Origin of the sequence: Sorangium sp. So ce176 (assembly GCF_051519835.1) — a bacterium.
GTDB classification, from domain to species: Bacteria; Myxococcota_A; Polyangia; order Polyangiales; family Polyangiaceae; genus Sorangium; species Sorangium cellulosum_G.
Map to the genome: position 1 here is coordinate 10,184,697 of NZ_CP150371.1, position 22,142 is coordinate 10,206,838.

A 22,142-nucleotide genomic window follows, 5' to 3' on the forward strand; every position below is an offset into this window, starting at 1 on the left:
GGATTGCTCGTGGATCGAAGCGATAAACTGCGTGCGTATCTGGAGAAGACCACGGCCTCGCTGGTCGAGGCGAAGGGCCGGATCCGGGAGCTGGAAGCGCGTTCGCGCGAGCCGATCGCGATCGTGGCGATGGCGTGCCGGTTTCCTGGCGGCGTCGACAGCCCCGAGAAGCTCTGGACGCTGCTGGACGAGGAGAGGGACGTCATCACCGAGGTGCCGCCCTCGCGATGGGACCTCGAGCGCTTCTATGACCCCGATCCGGACGCCGCGGGCAAGACCTACAGCCGCTGGGGCGGCTTCGTTGGCGATCTGGACCGTTTCGACGCGGCGTTTTTCGGGATCAGCCCCCGCGAGGCCCGGAGCATCGACCCGCAAGAGCGCTGGCTGCTGGAGACCACGTGGGAAGCCCTCGAGCGGGCCGGCGTGCGCGCAGACACGCTGGAAGGGACCCTGGGGGGCGTTTACATCGGCCTGTCCGGCTCGGAGTACCAGACGGAGGCATTCCACGATGCGGAGCGCATCGACGCCTATTCGCTGACCGGCGCTTCGCCGAGCACGACCGTGGGGCGCCTCGCCTACTGGCTCGGGCTACGAGGCCCCGCGGTCGCCGTGGACACCGCGTGCAGCTCCTCGCTCGTCGCGGTGCACCTGGCCTGCCAGGCGCTGCGGAACGGGGAGTGCGATTTTGCGCTGGCAGGCGGCGTCAATGCGCTCCTGGCCCCCGAGAGCTATGTTGCCTTCTGCCGCCTCAGGGCGCTGTCCCCCACCGGGCGGTGCCAGACCTTCTCCGCGGACGCCGATGGCTACGTGCGCGCGGAAGGGTGCGGGGTGCTGCTGCTCAAGCGTCTGTCGCACGCGCAGCGGGATGGAGACCGTGTGCTCGCGGTCATCCGGGGCAATGCCATCAACCAGGACGGCCGCAGCCAAGGGTTGACGGCGCCGAACGGGCTCGCGCAGGAGGACGTCATCCGCAGCGCGCTGTCGCAAGCCGCCGTGGAGCCGACGACAGTCGATGTGGTCGAATGCCACGGGACCGGCACGGCGCTCGGCGATCCGATCGAGGTCCAGGCGCTCGGGGCTGTTTACGGCGATGGGCGCCCCGGAGACAGGCCGCTCGTGATCGGCTCCGTCAAGACGAACATCGGTCATACCGAGGCGGCCGCGGGCATGGCCGGCCTCATCAAGGCCGTCCTTTCGCTGCAGCACGCCCAGGTCCCTCGATCGCTGCACTTCGCGGCGCCGAGCCCTTACATCCCCTGGGATACCCTCCCCGTCCGCGTGGCCGCGCAGCGCGTCGCATGGGAGCGGCGCGGGCACCCGCGGCGCGCCGGGATCTCATCGTTCGGGATCAGCGGCACCAACGCGCACGTGATCGTCGAGGAGGCGCCGGAGGCGCCGGAGGCGCCGGCAACGGCGCCGGAGGCGGCGGCGGTGACGTCGACGCTGCCGTTGCTTGTGTCGGGGCGGGATGAGGCGGCGCTCAGGGCGCAGGCAGAGCGGTGGGCGGCGTGGCTCGCGGCGCACCCGGAGGCGCGCTGGGCGGACGTCGTGCACACGGCCGCCGTGCGGCGCACGCACCTGGAGGCGCGCGCGGCGGTGGCCGCGGAGAACGCCGCCGACGCCGCCGCGGCGCTGGGGGCGCTGGCCGCCGGGCAGCCGCACAAGGCGGTGTCCCTGGGCGAGGCGCGCGCGCGCGGCGATGTCGTGTTCGTGTACCCGGGCCAGGGGAGCCAGTGGCCGGCGATGGGGCGGGCGCTGCTGGCCGAGTCCGAGGTGTTCGCCGCCGCTGTCGCCGCCTGCGACGCGGCGCTGCGGCCGTTCACGGGCTGGTCGGTGCTCTCGGTGTTGCGCGGGGAGCAGGGAGAGGCGGTGCCGCCCGCCGACCGCGTGGACGTGGTGCAGCCGGCGCTGTTCGCGATGGCCGTGGGGCTCTCGGCTGTCTGGCGGGCGTGGGGCATCGAGCCCTCGGCCGTGGTCGGCCACAGCCAGGGCGAGGTCGCGGCGGCGTACGTCGCCGGGGCGCTGACGCTCGAGGACGCGGCGCGGGTGGTGGCGCTGCGCAGCCAGCTCGTGCGGCGCATCGCCGGCGGCGGCGCGATGGCCGTGATCGAGCGCCCCGTCGGCGAGGTGGAGCAGCGGCTCTCTCGGTTCGGAGGGCAGCTCTCGGTGGCGGCGGTGAACACGCCGGGCTCGACGGTGGTGTCCGGGGACGCCGCAGCGGTCGATCGCCTGCTGGCCGAGCTGGAGACCGCGCAGGTCTTCGCGCGGCGGATCAGGGTCGATTACGCGTCGCACAGCGCGCACGTGGACGCGATCCTGCCGGAGCTCGAGGCCTGCCTGGCCTCGGTCGAGCCCCGTACCTGTGCCATCCCGCTGTACTCGACGGTGACGGGAGAGGTGCTCGCCGGCCCGGAGCTCGGCGCGGCATACTGGTGCCGCAACCTGCGCGAGCCGGTGCGGCTCGACAGGGCGCTCTCGCGGCTGCTGGCGGACGGGCACGGGGTGTTCGTCGAGGTCAGCGCGCATCCGGTGCTGGCCATGCCGCTGTCGGCCGCGAGCGCCGAGCGCGGCGGCGTGGTGGTCGGCAGCCTGCAGCGCGACGACGGCGGTCTGGGGCGGCTGACGTCGGTGCTTGGCGCGCTGCATGTCCAGGGGCATCCGGTGGACTGGGCCAAGGTGCTCGCGCCGTACGGCGGGGCGCTCGTGGGCCTGCCGACGTACGCGTTCCAGCGCCAGCGCCACTGGCTCGAGGCGCCGCGGTACGCGGCGGTGGATACGGACGGCGCGGCGCGGCGCGACCCGCTGTACCGGGTCACGTGGATCGAGGCGGCGCTGGAGGAAGCGCCGTGGGCGCCCGAGCGCCACGTCGTGCTCGGCGGGGGCGGCGCGCTGGCGGCGGGGCTGGGGGCGCTCGCGCTGGCGGGGCTGCCGGAGCTGCTCGAGGCGCTGGAGAACGGGGCGGCGGCGCCCGAGCGGCTGGTGCTGGACCTGACCGAGGGCCGCCCAGGCGCGGTGGCGGAGTCCGTGCACGCCACGACGCGCGACGCGCTCGCGCTGGTCCAGGCATGGCTTGCGGCGCCGCGGCTCTCGGGCACCGAGCTGGTCGTGGTGACGCGGGAGGCTGTGGCGGCCGGCCCGGACGAGGGCGTGGCGGCGCTGGGCCCCGCCGCTGTCTGGGGGCTGCTGCGCACGGCCCGGGTCGAGCACCCCGAGCGCGCGGTGCGCGCGGTGGATCTGGGGCGCGAGCCGCTGGACGTCGCGGTCTTGCGGCGGGCGCTGGGGGCGGTGGCCGAGCCGGAGCTCGCGCTGCGCGCGGGCGGCGCGCGGGCGGCGCGCCTGCGCGCTGTCGACGCCGGCGCGGGCGCCAGGGAGCCGGCGGCTGCGCTGGACCCGCAGGGCACGGTGTGGATCACGGGCGGCACCGGGGAGCTGGGGCGGCAGATCGCGCGGCACCTGGTCGCGGCGCACGGCGTGCGGCACCTCCTGCTGACGTCGCGGCGGGGCGCGGCCGCGCCGGACGCCGAGGCGCTCGTCGAGCAGCTGCGGGCCGACGGCGCCGAGACGGTCGAGGTCGTGGCGTGCGACGTGACGGACGGCGCGGCGCTCTCGGCAGCAGTCCAGGCGGCTGCGGCAAGGCACCCGCTGACGGCCGTGGTGCACACCGCCGGGGAGCTGGCGGACGGGGTGCTCACGGGGCTGACGGCGGAGCAGCTCGCGCGGGTGCTGGCGCCGAAGGTCGACGGGGCGTGCCACGTGTACGCCGCCGCGCAGGACCAGCCGCTCGCGGCCTTCGTGCTGTTCTCCTCGATCGTGGGCACGCTGGGCAACGCGGGCCAGGCGAACTACGGGGCCGCCAATGCGTTCCTGGACGCGTTCGCGGCGCAGCTTCGCGCGCGCGGCGTGCCGGCGACGAGCCTCGCGTGGGGCTTCTGGGAGCAGGCAGGGCTCGGCATGACGTCGCACCTCGGCGCGGCCGACCTGGCGCGCCTCAGGCGGCAGGGCCTTGCGCCGCTGTCGGTCGCGCAGGGCCTGCGCCTGCTCGACCGGGCGCTCGCGCGCGCGGAGGCGACGCTGGTGCCGGCGGCGCTCGATCTTCCGGCGCTCCAGCGTGCGGCGAGCGACGCCGGACGGGTGCCGCCGCTGCTGCGCGGGCTGGTGCGCGCGGGTCGCGGCCGCCCCACGGCGACCGCGACCCCCGAGGCCGGGCCGGCGGCGTCGGCGCTGCGCGCGCGGCTCTCGGCGTTGCCCGAGGCCGAGCGGGCGGGCGCGCTGCTCGAGCTGGTGCGCACGGAGGTGGCGGTCGTGCTGCAGCTGGGTGGGCCGGCGCAGGTGCCCGCGGACAGGCCGCTGAAGGAGCTGGGGCTCGATTCGCTCACGGCCGTCGAGCTGAGGAACCGCCTCGGCGCGCGCGCCGAGACGGTGCTGCCGACGACCCTCGCGTTCGACCATCCGACGCCGCGCGCGATCGCGGATCTGCTGCTTCAACGTGCGTTCTCGGAGCTCGCGGCGGCGGAGGCGACGCGCGCGCGGGGAGCGCATGACGAGCCGATCGCGATCGTGTCGATGGCGTGCCGGCTCCCGGGCAGCGTCGACACCCCCGCGGCGCTGTGGGAGCTGCTCTCGGAGGGCCGGGACGCGATCGGGCCGTTCCCCGAGGGGCGCGGCTGGGACGTGGCGGGGCTGTACGACCCGGACCCGGACGCGCCGGGCAAGTCGATCACCACGCAGGGCGGCTTCCTCTACGACGCCGACCGCTTCGATCCGACGTTCTTCGGCATCAGCCCGCGCGAAGCGGAGCGGATGGACCCGCAGCAGCGGCTGCTGCTCGAGTGCGCCTGGGAGGCGCTCGAGCGCGCGGGCCTGGCGCCCCACGCGCTCGAGGCGAGCGCCACGGGCGTCTTCGTCGGGCTCGCTCACGGTGACTACGGCGGGCGGCTCTTGCAGCAGCTCGAGTCCTTCGACGGCCACGTCCTCACCGGCAACTTCCTCAGCGTGGGCTCGGGGCGCATCGCGTACACGCTGGGGCTCCGCGGCCCCGCGATGACAGTCGATACGGCGTGCTCGTCGTCGCTCGTGGCGGTCCACCTCGCGTGCATGTCGCTCCGCGCGGGCGAGTGCGACATGGCCCTCGCCGGTGGCGCCACCGTGATGGCCACGCCGATGATCTTCGTCGAGTTCAGCCGCCAGCGCGGCACGGCGCTGGACGGTCGTTGCAAGGCGTTCGGCGCCGGGGCCGATGGCGCCGGCTGGTCGGAGGGGTGCGGGATCCTGGCGCTGAAGCGGCTGTCGGACGCGCGGCGCGACGGCGACCGCGTCCTGGCGATCATCCGCGGCTCCGCCGTCAACCAGGACGGCCGTAGCCAGGGGCTCACCGCCCCCAACGGCCCGGCCCAGCAGGACGTCATCCGCCAGGCCCTGGCCGCGGCGGGGCTCACGCCCGCCGACGTCGACGCCGTCGAGGCGCACGGCACCGGCACGCGCCTCGGCGACCCCATCGAGGCGCAGGCGCTGCTGGCGACCTACGGCGCCGCGCACACAGCGGAGCGGCCGCTCTGGCTCGGCTCGCTCAAGTCGAACCTCGGGCACACGCAGGTCGCCGCGGGCGTGTCGGGGCTGATGAAGCTCGTGCTGGCCTTGCAGCACGCGGAGCTGCCGAGGACGCTGCACGCCGACCCGCCCTCGCCGCACGTCGACTGGTCGCAGGGGCACATCAAGCTCCTGAACGAGCCCGTGCCGTGGCCGCGCACCGACAGGCCGCGACGCGCGGCTGTCTCGTCCTTCGGCATCAGCGGCACCAACGCGCACGTCATCGTCGAGGAGGCGCCGGCCGAAGCGCCGGCGACAGCGGCGGACGCAAAGTCGGTGGAGGCGCTTCCGATCCTGCCGCTGCTTGTCTCGGGGTCCGACGAGCCGGCGCTGCGCGCGCAGGTGCGGCGGCTGGTGGAGCACCTGCGGTCGCACCCGGACGAGCGGCTGCTGGACGTGGCAGCGAGCCTTGCGACCACGCGCGCGCATCTCGCGATGCGACTCGCGCTGCCCGTCTCGGCAGGGGCGCCCCGGGATGCGTGGGTGGATGAGCTGGAGGCATTTGCCAGGGGAGGAGCGGCTCCGACGCAGGCATCGCAGACCCCCGCCGAGAGCAGCGCGGGCAAGGTCGCGGTGCTCTTCACCGGCCAGGGCAGCCAGCGCGCCGCCATGGGGCGCGCCCTGTACGCCACCCACCCCGTCTTCCGCGCCGCGCTCGACGCCGCATGCGCCGAGCTCGACCGACACCTCGACAGGCCCCTCCTCACCGTCCTCTTCGCAGACGCCGGCACCGAGGCCGCCGCGCTGCTCGACCAGACAGGATGGGCGCAGCCTGCCCTGTTCGCCCTCGAGGTCGCGCTCTACCGACAGTGGGAGGCCTGGGGCCTGCGCCCCGAGCTGCTGCTCGGCCACAGCATCGGCGAGCTCGCCGCTGCCCACGTCGCCGGCGTGCTCGACCTCCCCGACGCCGCCGCCCTGGTCGCCGCCCGCGGACGGCTCATGCAGGCCCTCCCCCACGGCGGCGCCATGGCCTCCATCGAGGCCACAGAGCACGAGCTCCTGCCCCTGCTCGACCAGCACACCGGACGCCTCTCCCTCGCCGCCCTCAACGCTCCACGCCAGTCGGTCGTCAGCGGCGACCAGCCCGCCGTCGACCATGTCTGCGCCCACTTCATCGCCCTCGGCCGGCGCGCCAAGCGGCTCGACGTCAGCCACGCCTTCCACTCGGCCCACATGCAACCCATGCTCGACGCCTTCGCCGGCGTCGCCCGCGGCCTGACCTTCCACCCGCCACGGCTGCCCATCGTCAGCAGCGTCACCGGCGCTCGCGCCACCGCCGAACAGCTCTCCTCGCCCGACTACTGGGTGCAGCAGGTGCGCGAGCCCGTGCGCTTCCTCGACGCCATGCGCTCCCTGCACGCCGCCGGCGCCGCCTCCTTCGTCGAGTGCGGGCCGCACGGCGTGCTCACCGCCGCAGGCGCCGAGTGCCTCGCTCCCGAGGGCGCTCGCGACGCCGGCTTCGTCACCAGCCTCCGCAAGGACCGCGACGAGGCCCTCGCCCTGGTCCACGCCGCCTGCGCCCTGCACGTCCGCGGGCACGCCCTCGACTGGCCCCGCTTCTTCGACGCCACCGGCGCTCGCCGCGTCGAGCTGCCCACCTACGCCTTCCAGCGACAGCGCTACTGGCTCGAGGCGCCGAGGCCTCGCCCCAGCCTCGAGGGCGTCGGCCTCACCGCCGCAAACCACCCGTGGCTCGGCGCCGCCGTGCGCCTCGCAGACCGCGATGGCTACGTCCTCAGCGGCCGCCTCTCCACCACCGACCACCCGTGGGTCCTCGACCACGTGGTGCTGGGCACGGCGCTGCTCCCGGGCACGGGCTTCGTCGAGCTGGCGTGGGCGGCGGCCGAGGCGGTCGGGCTGTCCGGGGTATCGGAGCTGGCGATCGAGGCGCCGCTGGCGCTCCCGGCGCGCGGGGCGGTGGCGCTGCAGATCGCGATCGAGGCGCCGGACCCGGCGGGGCGCCGCGGCGTCGCGATCTACAGCCGCCCCGACGGCGCAGCCGACGCGCCCTGGACAGCGCACGCGCACGGCGTGCTGGGCGCCGCGGCGCCCGACAGGGACGCGGCGTGGGCACAGGGCGCGTGGCCGCCACCGGGGGCCGTGCCTGTCGATGTGACGCAGCGGATCGAGATCGTGGACGCGTGGGTCGGCCCGGCGTTCCGGGGCGTCACCGCGCTGTGGCGCGTCGGGCGGACGATCTACGCGGACGTCGCGCTGCCGGACGGTGTGGCGAGCACGGCGCAGGACTTCGGGCTGCACCCGGCCTTGCTCGATGTGGCGCTACGCGCGTTCCTGAGAGCGGAGCTCGGCGCCGATCCGTCGCCACGGGAGGGCACGGTGGTGCCGTTCGCGTTGTCGGACGTGGTGCTCGCGGCGCGTGGGACGGCGGCGCTGCGGGTGCGCGTGGAGGTGGCGGCCGATGGGGACGGCGACGCGATCACGGCGTCGATCCAGCTGGCCGACGGGCAGGGCCGCCCCGTCGCGCGGGTGGGCGCGCTCCAGATGCGGTGGACGACCGCCGAGCGGGTGCGCGCGGCCGCGGCCGCGGGCGCGGCGGAGCGCGATCTGTACCGCGTCGCGTGGACGGACGTGGCGCTGGACGACGCGGCGTTTGCGCCGGAGGAGCACGTCGTGGTCGGCGGCGACGGCGCGCTGGCGGCGGCGCTCGGTGCACGCGCGGTGGCGGGGCTGCCCGAGCTGCTCGCGTCGCTGCCGGACGGCGCGGCGGCGCCACGCCGGCTGGTGGTGGACCTCACGGCGGACGCCGCGGGCGCGGTCGTCGACGCCGTGCACGCCGCAGCGCGCGACGCGCTGTCCCTGGTGCAGGGATGGCTGGCGGCGCCGCAGCTGGCGGCGACGGAGCTCGTGGTCGTGACGCGCGGCGCGGTGGCGGTCGCGCCGGACGAGGGCGTGGCGGCGCTGGGCCCCGCGGCGGTCTGGGGGCTGCTCCGCGCGACGCGCGTCGAGCATGCGGATCGCACGGTCCGCGTGCTCGATCTGGGGTCCGCGGCGCCGGACATGGCGCTCTTGCGCCGGGCGCTCACGACGGCCGAAGAGCCAGAGCTCGCGCTGCGCGCGGGCGGCGCGCGGGCGCCGCGCCTCGACGCGGCCAGCGAGACCGAAGGAGAGCTGGCGCCGCCCGACGGGGCGCGCTCTCTTCGCCTGTCCATCCGGACGAAGGGCTCGTTCGACGCGCTCCACCTCGCGGACGCTCCCGATGCGCTGCGCCCGCTCGGGCCGGGGCAGGTCCGGCTCGCTGTCCGCGCCACGGGGCTCAACTTCCGCGATGTCTTGAACGTCCTGGGGACGTACCGCGGCGAAGCGGGGCCTCTCGGTCTGGAGGGGGCTGGGGTGGTGCTGGAGGTGGGCGAGGGAGTCACCGCCCTTCGACCCGGCGACAGGGTGATGGGCATGCTGCACGCGGGCATGGCGACCCATGCTGTCGTCGACGCCCGGCTGCTGACGCACATCCCGCGGGGGCTTTCCTTCGTGGAGGCGGCGACGATTCCAGCGGCCTTCCTCACCGCTCTGTACGGGCTGCGCGACCTCGGCGCGCTGAAGGCGGGGCAGCGCGTGCTTGTGCACGCCGCCGCCGGCGGGGTGGGCATGGCGGCGGTCCAGCTGGCGCGCCTCTGGGGAGCCGAGGTGTTCGCGACGGCGAGCGAGGGCAAGTGGCCGGCGCTGCGTCGGATGGGGATCGACCAGGCCCATATCGCCTCGTCGCGGACCCTCCACTTCAGGAGAGCCTTCCTCGATGCGACGCAGGGACAGGGCGTCGACGTGGTGCTCGACGCGCTCGCGGGCGAGTTCGTCGACGCTTCGCTCGACCTGCTCCCGCGCGGGGGCGCGTTCGTGGAGATGGGCAAGAGCGACGTGCGGGATCCCGAGCGCGTCGCCAAGGACCACCCCGGCGTTCGCTACACGGCCTTCGATCTGCTCGACGCGGGGCCAGACCACATCCAGGCGATGCTGCGGGAGCTCGTCCCGCTTTTCGAGGAGGGCGTGCTCGCTCCCCTGCCCTCCGTGGCCTACGACCTGCGTCGCGCCCCGCACGCCTTCCGCTCGATGGCCAACGCACGCCACGTAGGCAAGCTCGTGCTGGTGCCGCCCGCGACGCTCGACCCTGGCGGCACGGCGTTGATCACGGGCGGCACGGGAGAGCTCGGGCGGCAGGTCGCGCGGCACCTGGTGGCGGCGCACGGCGTGCGCCACCTGGTGCTCACGTCACGGCGCGGGATGGACGCGCCCGACGCCGCGGCGCTGGTGGAATCGCTGCGCGCGGCGGGCGCCGCGACGGTGGAGGTCGCGGCGTGCGATGTGACGGACAGTGACGCGCTCGCGGCCATCGTGCAGGCGATCCCCGCGGCGCGCCCGCTGACCGCCGTCGTGCACACGGCCGCCGTGCTGGACGACGGCACCGTGGCGGGGCTCTCGGCCGAGCAGCTCGCGCGCGTGCTGCGGCCGAAGGTCGACGGCGCCTGGCAGCTCCACGAGGCGACGAAGGACGCGCCGCTCGCGGCGTTCATGCTCTTCTCGTCGGTCGCCGGCACGCTGGGCAGCTCGGGGCAGGCGAACTACGCCGCCGCGAACGCGTTCCTCGACGGGCTGGCGGCAGAGCTCCGCGCGCGCGGCGTGCCGGCGATGAGCCTCGCGTGGGGCTTCTGGGAGCAGGGCGGGATCGGCATGACGGCGCACCTCGGCGCCGCCGATCTGGCGCGGCTGAAGCGGCAGGGCATCGCGCCGATGACGGTCGCGCACGGCCTGCGGCTGCTCGACCGCGCCCTCGAGCGCCCGGACGCGGCGCTGGTGCCCGCCTCCCTGGACATGGCGGTGATCCAGCGGACGGCGAGCGACCACCGTCAGGTGCCGCCCATGCTGCGCGGGCTGGTCCGCGTCGCGCCGCGGCAGGCGGCAGGGGCAGCCAGCGGCAGGAGCCATGAGGCCTCGACCCTGCGGCAGCAGCTCGCCGCGCTGCCCGAACCGGAGCGGCAGCGCGCGTTGCTCGATCTGGTCCGGACCGAGGCGGCCGCCGTCCTTGTGCTGCGCGGGCCAGACGCTGTCCCCGCCGACAAGCCGCTCAGGGAGCTCGGGCTCGACTCGCTCACGGCAGTGGAGCTCAGGAATCGGCTCAGGACCCGTGCGCAGACCGATCTCCCATCGACCCTCGCCTTCGACTACCCGACGCCGAAAGCGGTCGCCGTGTATCTGGCCCAGGAGCTCGACCTTCACGACGTCATGACGGAGATGCGCGGACCGAGCTCGCGCTCTGACGACGAGCTCAAGTCGGCCATCGCGAGCATCCGGATCTCGACGCTACGCCAGGCGGGGCTGCTCGACAGCCTGCTTCGGCTCGCCGCCAGCGAAGCCGTCTCCACATCCAGCGACACGACACCTGAAACCGACGAGCTGACGCTGCAGCATGTTGGAGACGATGAGCTGGCACGGCTTGTCTTCGACCTCGCCGGAGGAGCGCAATGAAAGAAGAGATCTCCGCCCGTCAAGCTCTCGAGAAGAGCTTCATTGAACTTCGCCGTATCAAGCGGGAGCTCGATCAGCTCAAGGCGAAGTCGAGCGAGCCAATCGCGATCGTGTCGATGGCGTGCCGGCTCCCGGGCGGCGTCGATACCCCCGCGGCGCTGTGGCAGCTGCTCTCGGAGGGCCGGGACGCGATCGGGCCGTTCCCCGAGGGGCGCGAGTGGGACGTGGCGGGGCTGTACGACCCGGACCCGGACGCGCCGGGCAAGTCGATCACCGCGCAAGGCGGCTTCCTCTACGACGCCGACCGCTTCGATCCTGCGTTCTTCGCCATCAGCCCGCGTGAGGCCGAGCGCATGGACCCGCAGCAGCGGCTGCTGCTCGAGTGCGCCTGGGAGGCGCTCGAGCGCGCGGGCCTGGCGCCCCACGCGCTCGAGGCGAGCGCCACAGGCGTCTTCGTCGGGCTGTCGGTCACGGACTACGGCGGGCGGCTGCTGCACGATCCCGAGGCCCTCGACGGGTACATCGCCACCGGCACCCTGCCCAGCGTCGGCTCGGGGCGCATCGCCTACACGCTGGGGCTCCGCGGCCCCGCGATGACAGTCGACACGGCGTGCTCGTCGTCGCTCGTGTCGCTCCACCTCGCGTGCATGTCGCTCCGCGCGGGCGAGTGCGACATGGCGCTCGCCGGCGGCGCCACCGTGATGGCCACGCCGATGGCCTTCATCGAGTTCAGCCGCCAGCGCGGCACGGCGCTGGACGGTCGTTGCAAGGCGTTCGGCGCCGGGGCCGATGGCGCCGGCTGGTCGGAGGGCTGCGGGATCCTGGCGCTCAAGCGGCTGTCGGACGCGCAGCGCGACGGCGACCGCGTCCTGGCGGTGATCCGCGGCTCCGCCATCAACCAGGACGGCCGCAGCCAGGGGCTCACCGCCCCCAACGGCCCGGCACAGCAGGACGTCATCCGCCAGGCCCTGGCCGCGGCGGGGCTCACGCCCGCCGACGTCGACGCCGTCGAGGCGCACGGCACCGGCACGCGCCTCGGCGACCCCATCGAGGCGCAGGCGCTGCTGGCGACCTACGGCGCCGCGCACACAGCGGAGCGGCCGCTCTGGCTCGGCTCGCTCAAGTCGAACCTCGGGCACACGCAGGCCGCCGCGGGCGTGTCGGGGCTGATGAAGCTCGTGCTGGCCTTGCAGCACGCGGAGCTGCCGAGGACGCTGCACGCCGACCCGCCCTCGCCGCACGTCGACTGGTCGCGGGGGCACGTCAAGCTCCTCAACGAGCCCGTGCCGTGGCCGCGCACCGACAGGCCGCGGCGCGCGGCTGTCTCGTCCTTCGGCTTCAGCGGCACCAACGCGCACATCATCCTCGAGGAGGCGCCGGCGGCCTCCGCCGAGGCGACGAGCCGCGGGGAGAAGACGTCCGCTGCCGCGCCGCCGTCGATGCTGCCGCTGCTGGTCTCGGGGGTGGACGAGGCGGCGCTACGAGCGCAGGCGGGGCGGTGGGCGGCGTGGATCGAGGCGCACCCGGAGGCAGGCTGGGCGGACGTCGTGTACACCGCGGCAGCGCGGCGCACGCACCTGGGGGCGCGTGCGGCGCTGACGGCGGCGGACGCGGCCGGCGCTGTCGCGGCGCTGACGGCGCTCTCGCAAGGGCAGCCGCACGCCGCGCTCGCCGTGGGCGAGGTGCGCGCTCGGGGGAAGGTCGCCTTCGTGTTTCCGGGCCAGGGCAGCCAGTGGCCGGCGATGGGGCGGGCGCTGCTCTCGCAGTCGGAGGTGTTCGCCGCGGCGGTCACGGCGTGCGACGCGGCGCTGCGGCCGTTCACCGGATGGTCGGTGCTCTCGGTGCTGCGCGGCGACTCGGGCGCGGAGGTGCCGCCGCTGGAGCGCGTCGACGTCGTGCAGCCGGCGCTGTTCGCGATGGCGGTGGGGCTCGCCGCCGTGTGGCGCGCGTGGGGCCTCGAGCCGTCGGCGGTGGTGGGCCACAGCCAGGGGGAGGTCCCGGCGGCGTACGTCGCGGGGGCGCTGTCGCTCGAGGACGCGGCGCGGATCGTGGCGCTGCGCAGCCAGCTCGTGCGGCGCCTGTCCGGGGCTGGCGCGATGGCCGTGATCGAGCGCCCGGTCGGCGAGGTCGAGCAGCGGCTCTCGCGGTTCGGCGGCGCGCTGTCGGTGGCGGCGGTCAACACGCCGCGCTCGACGGTGGTGTCGGGAGACATCGAGGCGGTCGACCGCCTGCTGGCGGAGTTCGAGGGCGAGCAGGTCTTCGCGCGGAAGGTCAACGTCGACTACGCGTCGCACAGCCGACACATCGACGGGCTGCTGCCGGAGCTGGAGAGCGGCCTGGGCGCGGTGCGGCCGCGCGCGAGCACGATCCCGTTCTACTCGACGGTGACCGGGACGGTGCTGACGGGCGCGGAGCTGGACGCCGCGTACTGGTGTCGCAACCTGCGCGAGCCGGTGCGGCTCGACCGGGCGCTCTCGTGGCTCCTCGACGACGGGCACGGCCTGTTCGTCGAGGTCAGCGCGCACCCGGTGCTGACGCTGCCGCTCACAGGAGCGAGCGCGGCGAGCGGCGGTGTGGTTGTCGGCAGCCTGCAGCGCGACGACGGCGGGCTCGGGCGGCTCCTGGGGGTGCTGGCCGCGCTGCACGTGCACGGCCACGACGTCGACTGGCGCGCGGTGCTGGCTCCGTGGGGCGGAGGCGTGGCGGACTTGCCGACCTACGCGTTCCAGCGGCAGCGCTACTGGCTCGAGGCACCGCGCGGCCGGGCAGGGCTGGAGAGCGGAGGGCTCCTGGCCGTGAAGCACCCGTGGCTCAGCGCGGCGGTGCGGCTGGCCGACCGCGACGGCTACGTGCTGAGCGGACGGCTGTCGACGGTCGAGCACGCGTGGGTCCTGGACCACGTGGTGCTGGGCACGGTGATCCTCCCGGGCACGGCGTTCGTCGAGCTGGCGCTCGCGGCGGCCGATGCGGTCGGACTGCCCTCGGTGTCAGAGCTCACGATCGAGGCGCCGCTGGCGCTGCCGGCGCGAGGGGCGGTGGCGCTGCAGGTGACTGTCGAGGCGCCGGACGCGACGGGGCGGCGGGGCTTCGCGGTCTACAGCCGGCCCGACGGCGCGCACGACGCGCCGTGGACGGCGCACGCGCGCGGCGTGCTCGGCGCAGCGCCCGCGGCGGCCACGACGGCGTGGGCGGCGGGCGCGTGGCCGCCGGCGGGGGCCGAGCCGGTCGACGTCACGCGGTGGGTCGAGGCGCTGGACGCGTGGGTCGGCCCGGCGTTCCGGGGCGTGACGGCGGCGTGGCGCGTGGGGCGGTCGATCTACGCCGACCTGGCGTTGCCCGAGGGGGTCTCGGAGCGGGCGCAGGACTTCGGCCTGCATCCGGCCTTGCTCGATGCAGCGCTCCAGGCCCTCCTGAGGGCGGAGCTCGGCGCAGGCGCGTCGCCGCGGGAGGGCATCCCGATGCCCTTCGCGTGGTCGGACGTGGCGCTCGAGGCGCGGGGGGCAGCGGCGCTGCGGGCGCGCGTGGAGGTCGAGGACGCCAGCGATGGGGACCAGCTCGCGGCGTCGATCGAGCTGGCCGACGCGCAGGGGCAGCCGGTCGCGCGCGCAGGGACGTTCCGGGCGCGGTGGGCGACGGCGGAGCACGTGCGCACGGCGGCGGCGGGCTCGAGCGAGCGTGACCTGTACCGGGTCACGTGGACGGACGTGGCGCTGGAAGAAGCGGCGTGGGCGCCGGAGGAGCACGTCGTGCTCGGCGGCGACGGCGCGCTCGCGGCGGCGCTGGGCGCGCGCACGGCGGCGCTGCCGGAGCTCATCGCGGCGCTGCCGGAGGGCGCGGCCGCGCCGCGCCGGCTGGTGATCGACGCGGCCGCGGGCGACCCCGGCGACGGCCTGGTCGCGGCGGCGCACGCGGCGGCGCAGCGGGTCCTGTCGCTGGTGCAGGGGTGGCTCTCGGAGGCGCGGCTCGCGGACAGCGAGCTGGTGGTTGTGACGCGCGGCGCTGTGGCCGCCGGGCCCGACGACGGCGTCGCGGCGTTGAGCCACGCGCCGCTGTGGGGACTCGTGCGCACAGCGCGCCAGGAGAACCCCGGCCGGGCGGTGCGCCTCGTGGACCTGGGGCCCGAGCCGCTGGACGGAGCGCTCCTGCGCCGGGCGGTGGCGGCGGCCGAGGAGCCGGAGCTCGCGCTGCGCGGGGGCGCGGCGCGCGCGCCACGCCTGCGCGAGGTGCGCGCGGGCGCGGCCGACGCGGCCGACGCGGCGCGGCCGACGCGGCTGGCTCCCGGCGGGACGGTGCTGATCACGGGCGGCACCGGGGAGCTCGGGCGGCAGGTCGCGCGGCACCTCGTGGCGTCGCACGGCGTGCGGCACCTCGTGCTCACGTCGCGGCGCGGGATGGATGCGCCGGACGCCGCGGCGCTGGTGGACGAGCTGCGCGCCGCGGGCGCCGCGACGGTCGACGTCGCGGCGTGCGACGTCGCCGACGGCGCGGCGCTGGGGGCGGTCATCGCGGCGATCCCGGCTGCACACCCGCTCACGGCGGTCGTGCACATGGCGGGCGTGCTGGACGACGTCATCGTGACGAAGCTCTCGGCCGAGCAGCTCACGCGCGTGCTGCGGCCGAAGATCGACGGCGGCTGGCACCTGGCCGCGGCGACTCGAGACCATCGGCTCGCGGCCTTCGTGCTGTTCTCGTCGGCGGCCGGCACGCTGGGCAGCCCGGGGCAGGCGAACTACGCCGCGGCCAACACGTTCCTTGACGCGCTCGCGGCGCAGCTCCGCGCGCGCGGCGTGCCCGCGATGAGCCTCGCCTGGGGCTTCTGGGAGCAGGCAGGGCTCGGGATGACGGCGCACCTCGGCGCGGCCGACCTGGCACGCCTCAGGCGGCAGGGCATCGCGCCGATCGCGCTCGCGCAGGGCATGCAGCTGCTGGACCGGGCGCTCGCGCGCCCGGAGGCGGCGCTGGTGCCGGCGGCGCTCGACCTTCCGGCGCTCCAGCGTGCGGCGAGCGACGCCGGGCAGGTGCCGGCGCTGCTGCGCGGGCTCGTGCGCCCGGCGGCCGGGCGGCGCGCGGCGGCGCCTGCGGCCGCCGCGACCGGAGCGGCGGCGCTGCGCGCGCGGCTCGCGCCGCTGCCCGAGGCCGAGCGGCACGACGTGGTGCTCGACCTTGTGCGCGCCGAGGCGGCGGCCGTGCTGCAGCTGGCGGGGCCGGCGCAGGTCCCCGCGGACAAGCCGCTGAAGGAGCTGGGGCTCACCTCGCTCACGGCCGTCGAGCTGAGGAACCGCCTCGGCGCGCGCGCCGAGACGGCGCTGCCGGCGACCCTCGCGTTCGACCATCCGACGCCGCGCGCGATCGCGGATCTGCTGCTCCAGCGTGCGTTCTCGGAGCTCGCGGCGGCGGTGGCGACGCGCGCACAGGCGCCACGCGCGCAGGGGGCGCACGACGAGCCGATCGCGATCGTGTCGATGGCGTGCCGGCTCCCGGGCGGCGTCGATACGCCCGCCCGGATGTGGCAGCTCCTGGCGGAGGGGCGGGACGCGATCGGTCCGTTCCCCGAAGGGCGCGGCTGGGACGTGGCGGGGCTGTACGACCCGGACCCGGACGCGCCGGGCAAGTCGGTCACCAACCTGGGCGGGTTCCTCTACGACGCCGACAACTTCGATCCGACGTTCTTCGGCATCAGCCCGCGCGAGGCCGAGCGCATCGACCCGCAGCAGCGGCTGCTGCTCGAGTGCGCCTGGGAGGCGCTCGAGCGCGCGGGCGTCGCGCCCCACACGCTCGAGGCGAGCGCCACAGGCGTCTTCGTCGGGCTGGTGTACAGCGACTACGGCGGCCGGCTGCTGGAGCACCTCGAGGCCTTCGACGGCTACGTCGCCACCGGCAGCTTTCCCAGCGTCGGCTCGGGGCGCATCGCGTACACGCTGGGGCTCCGCGGCCCCGCGATGACAGTCGATACGGCGTGCTCGTCGTCGCTCGTGTCGCTCCACCTCGCGTGCATGTCGCTCCGCGCGGGCGAGTGCGACATGGCGCTCGCCGGCGGCGCCACCGTGATGGCCACGCCGATGGCCTTCATCGAGTTCAGCCGCCAGCGCGGCATGGCCCCGGACGCACGGTGCAAGGCCTTCGGGGCGGCGGCGAACGGCATCGGCCCCGCGGAGGGCTGCGGGATCCTGGTGCTCAAGCGGCTGTCGGACGCGAAACGCGACGGCGACCGCGTCCTGGCGATCATCCGCGGCTCCGCCGTCAACCAGGACGGCCGCAGCCAGGGGCTCACCGCCCCCAACGGCCCGGCGCAGCAGGACGTCATCCGCCAGGCCCTGGCCGCGGCGGGGCTCACGCCCGCCGACGTCGACGCCGTCGAGGCGCACGGCACCGGCACGCGCCTCGGCGACCCCATCGAGGCGCAGGCGCTGCTGGCGACCTACGGCACCGCGCACACAGCGGAGCGGCCGCTCTGGCTCGGCTCGATCAAGTCGAACCTCGGGCACACGCAGGCCGCCGCGGGGGTTGTGGGGCTGATGAAGCTCGTGCTGGCCTTGCAGCACGCGGAGCTGCCGAGAACGCTGTATGCGGAGCCCCGATCGCCGCACATCGACTGGTCGCAGGGGCACATCAGCCTCCTGAACGAGCCCGTGCCGTGGCCGCGCACCGACAGGCCGCGCCGCGCGGCCGTCTCGTCCTTCGGCATCAGCGGCACCAACGCGCACGTCATCATCGAGGAGGCGCCGGCCGAAGCGACAGCGGCCGCGCAAACAGCAGCGGCGGCGGGGGTGCCGTCGACGCTGCCGCTGCTCCTGTCGGGTCGCGACGAGCCGGCGCTGCGCGCCCAGGCCGGGCGGCTCGCCGAGCACCTGCGCGCCCACCCGGACCAGCGGCTGCTCGACATCGCCGCGGGCCTGGCCACGACACGCACGCACCTCGCCACGCGCCTCGCGCTGCCGGTCGCCGCAGACGCAGCCGCGGAGGAGCTGGGTGCGCTCCTTGCGCAGTTCGCCGCAGGCGGCCCGGCGCCCAGCGGCGCCGCCGTGACCGCGCCGGGGCAGCCGCCCGGCAAGCTCGCGGTGCTCTTCACCGGCCAGGGCAGCCAGCGCGCCGCCATGGGGCGCGCCCTGTACGCCACCCACCCCGTCTTCCGCGCCGCGCTCGACGCCGCGTGCGCCGAGCTCGACCGACACCTCGACAGGCCCCTCCTCACCGTCCTCTTCGCAGACGCCGGCACCGAGGCCGCCGCGCTGCTCGACCAGACAGGATGGGCGCAGCCTGCCCTGTTCGCTCTCGAGGTCGCGCTCTACCGACAGTGGGAGGCCTGGGGCCTGCGCCCCGAGCTGCTGCTCGGCCACAGCATCGGCGAGCTCGCCGCTGCCCACGTCGCCGGCGTGCTCGACCTCCCCGACGCCGCCGCCCTGGTCGCCGCCCGCGGACGGCTCATGCAGGCCCTCCCCCACGGCGGCGCCATGGCCTCCATCGAGGCCACAGAGCACGAGCTCCTGCCCCTGCTCGACCAGCACGCGGGACGCCTCTCCCTCGCCGCCCTCAACGCTCCACGCCAGTCGGTCGTCAGCGGCGACCAGCCCGCCGTCGACCATGTCTGCGCCCACTTCATCGCCCTCGGCCGGCGCGCCAAGCGGCTCGACGTCAGCCACGCCTTCCACTCGGCCCACATGCAACCCATGCTCGACGCCTTCGCCGGCGTCGCCCGCGGCCTGACCTTCCACCCGCCACGGCTGCCCATCGTCAGCAGCGTCACCGGCGCACGCGCCACCGCCGAACAGCTCACCTCGCCCGACTACTGGGTGCAGCAGGTGCGCGAGCCCGTGCGCTTCCTCGACGCCATGCGCTCCCTGCACGCCGCCGGCGCCGCCTCCTTCGTCGAGTGCGGACCGCACGGCGTGCTCACCGCCGCAGGCGCCGAGTGCCTCGCCCCCGAGGGCGCTCGCGACGCCGGCTTCGTCACCAGCCTCCGCAAGGACCGCGACGAGGCCCTCGCCCTGGTCCACGCCGCCTGCGCCCTGCACGTCCGCGGACACGCCCTCGACTGGCCCCGCTTCTTCGACGCCACCGGCGCTCGCCGCGTCGAGCTGCCCACCTACGCCTTCCAGCGGCAGCGCTACTGGCTCGAGGCGCCAAGGCCCCGCCCCAGCCTCGAGGGCGTCGGCCTCACCGCCGCAAACCACCCGTGGCTCGGCGCCGCCGTGCGCCTCGCAGACCGCGATGGCTACGTCCTCAGCGGCCGCCTCTCCACCATCGACCACCCGTGGGTCCTCGACCACGTGGTGGCAGGCACAGTGATCTTGCCAGGAACGGCGTTCGTCGAGCTGGCGTGGGCGGCGGCCGAGGTGGTGGGCGCCGCCGCGGTGTCCGAGGTGACCTTCACGACGCCGCTCGTGCTGCCGCCGCGCAGCGTGGTGGAGCTGCAGGTGAGGATCGGCGAGCCGGACGCGTCCGGGCGGCGGACGTTCGCCGCCTACAGCCGCGCGGACGCGGCGAGCGAGGCGGAGTGGACGCAACACGCGACGGGCGTGCTGAGCGCGCAGGCGGCGGCCGGAGCCGACGTGGCGGACCTTTCGGTGTGGCCACCGCCGGGCGCCGAGGTGGTGGCGCTCGACGGCGGCTACACGTGGCTGGCGGCGCAGGGCTACGGCTACGGCCCGGCGTTCCAGGCGCTGCGCGAGGTGTGGCGCGCGGGCACGACGCTGTACGCGCGGGTCGCGCTGCCGGACTCGGTGGCGGACACGGCGCGGGGCTTCGGGATCCATCCGGCGCTGCTCGACGCGGTGCTGCACTCGTTGCTGGCGCCGTCGGCGCAGGAGGAGGCGTCCGGCGACGACAAGGTGCTGCTGGCGTTCGCGTTCTCGGACGTGGTGATCGAGGCGCGCGGGGCAGCGGAGGTGCGCGTCCGCCTGAACAAGCAGGCAGGAGACGACGGGGAGGGCGTCACGGCGTCGATTCACCTCGCCGACGCGCAGGGGCGGCCGGTCGCGCGCGTGGGGGCGTTCCAGGCGCGGGCGACGACCACGGAGCGGGTGCGCGCGCTCGCGGGCGCGAGCGAGCGCGATCTGCACCGGGTCACGTGGACGGACGTGACGCTGGAAGAGACGCCGTGGGCGCACGAGGACAGCGTCGTGGTCGGCGGCGACGGCGCGCTGGCGGCGGCGCTGGGCGTGCGCGCGGTGGCCGGGCTGCCCGAGCTGCTCGCGGATGGCGCGGCGGCGCCGCGTCGTCTGGTGATCGACGCGACAGCGGGCGACCCCGGCGACGGCCTGGTCGCGGCGACGCACGCGGCGACGCAGCGGGGCCTCGCGCTCTTGCAGGGATGGCTCTCGGAGGCGCGGCTCGCGGCCACGGAGCTGGTGCTCGTGACGCGCGGCGCGGCGGCGGCCGAGCCGGACGAGGGTGTGGCGGCGCTGAGCCACGCGCCGCTCTGGGGGCTCGTGCGCGCGGCGCGCGAAGAGCACCCGGCGCGCGCGCTGCGCCTTGTCGATCTGGGGCGCGAGGCGCCGGACGGGGCGATCCTGCGCCGGGCGATCGCGGCGGACGACGAGCCGGAGCTCGTTGTCCGGCGCGGGGCGCTGCGGGCCGCGCGCCTGAGCCTCGCCCACGCCGGCCCGGACACCGCGGGGCAAGCGACGCGGCTGGCCCCCGGCGGGACGGTGCTGATCACGGGCGGCACGGGAGAGCTCGGGCGGCAGGTCGCGCGGCACCTGGTGGCGGCGCACGGCGTGCGCCACCTGGTGCTCACGTCACGGCGCGGAATGGACGCGCCCGACGCCGCGGCGCTCGTGGAGTCGCTGCGCGCGGCGGGCGCCGCGACGGTGGAGATCGCGGCGTGCGACGTGGCGGACGGCGATGCGCTTGCGGCGGTGCTCCGGACCATCCCGGCGGCGCATCCGCTGACCGCTGTCGTGCACACGGCGGGCGTGCTCGAAGACGGCGTCGTGACGGGGCTCTCGGCCGAGCAGCTCGCGCGCGTGCTGCGGCCGAAGGTCGACGGCGCCTGGCAGCTCTACGAGGCGACGAAGGACGCGCCGCTCGCGGCGTTCATGCTCTTCTCGTCGGCGGCGGGCACGCTGGGCAGCGCGGGGCAGGCGAACTACGCCGCCGCGAACGCGTTCCTCGACGGGCTGGCGGCAGAGCTCCGCGCGCGCGGCGTGCCGGCGATGAGCCTGGCCTGGGGCTTCTGGGAGCAAGGCGGGATCGGCATGACGGCGCACCTCGGCGCCGCCGACATGGCGCGGGTCAAGCGGCAGGGCATCGTACCGATGGCTGTCGCGCACGGCCTGCGGCTGCTCGACCGCGCGCTGGAGCGGCCCGAGGCGACGCTGGTGCCCCTATCGCTCGACGTGGCGGCGCTTCAGCGCGCGGCGAGCGACGCCGGACGGGTGCCGGCGCTGCTGCGTGGCCTGGTGCGCCCGGCGGCCGCCCGGCGCACGGCGGCGCCGGCGGCCGCGGCGACGGGGGCGACAGGGCTCCGCGCGCGGCTCTTGCCGTTGTCCGAGGCCGAGCGCCAGGACGTCTTGCTCGATCTGGTGCGCACGGAGATCGCCGATATCCTCGCGCTGTCCGGGCCAGCGGCGGTGCCTCCCGATCAACCCATCAGGGAGCTGGGGCTCGATTCGCTGACAGCGGTGGACGTTCGGAGCCGGCTTGTGCAGAGGAGCGAGATCGACCTCGCCGTGACCCTCGCGTACGATTACCCGACCGCGCGAGCGATCGCGGCACATCTGAGCGAGCAGATGGGCCTCGAAGGAGCGCCGGAAGATCGTGAGTCGGCGCTCGACGAGAGCCAGATCCGCGCCCTGCTCATGCAGATTCCTATCCCCACGTTGCGCCAGTCGGGGCTGCTCGGAGACCTGGTTCGCCTGGCCTCCCCGCAAGCGCCCCCGCGCGAAGAAGGCGAGAGCGAGACGTTGAGCTTCGATCACCTCGGAAATGAAGAGTTCCTCAGCCTCGCGTCGAAGCTCATTGCAGAGGAGGGATCATGAGCCAAGAGACTGTTCTTCGGCAGACACTCGAGAAGAGTCTCCACAAGATCCAGCACCTCAATCGGGAGCTCGAGCGTCTCAAGGCGAAGTCGAGCGAGC

2 protein-coding genes are annotated in these 22,142 nt (G+C 75.5%); both read left to right on the plus strand.

All coding sequences use genetic code 11. From position 1 onward, the window contains the following. The first annotated feature begins 9 nt into the window (after positions 1 to 9). On the plus strand, positions 10 to 11,064 hold the full coding sequence (locus tag WMF42_RS38645; protein ID WP_437688197.1) for an SDR family NAD(P)-dependent oxidoreductase: 11,055 nt from the start codon (positions 10 to 12) through the stop codon (positions 11,062 to 11,064). Next, positions 11,061 to 22,043 carry a type I polyketide synthase gene (locus WMF42_RS38650; protein WP_437688198.1) on the plus strand — a complete coding sequence of 3,661 codons (10,983 nt, stop codon included), beginning with the start codon at positions 11,061 to 11,063 and terminating at the stop codon, positions 22,041 to 22,043. Before WMF42_RS38645 ends, WMF42_RS38650 begins: the two co-directional genes overlap by 4 nt. The last annotated feature ends 99 nt before the right edge of the window (positions 22,044 to 22,142 follow it).

Coding starts and splice junctions, on each gene's coding strand:
- WMF42_RS38650 (WP_437688198.1), top strand. CDS start 11,061: ATGAAAGAAGAGATCTCCGCCCGTCAAGCTCTCGAGAAGAGCTTCATT.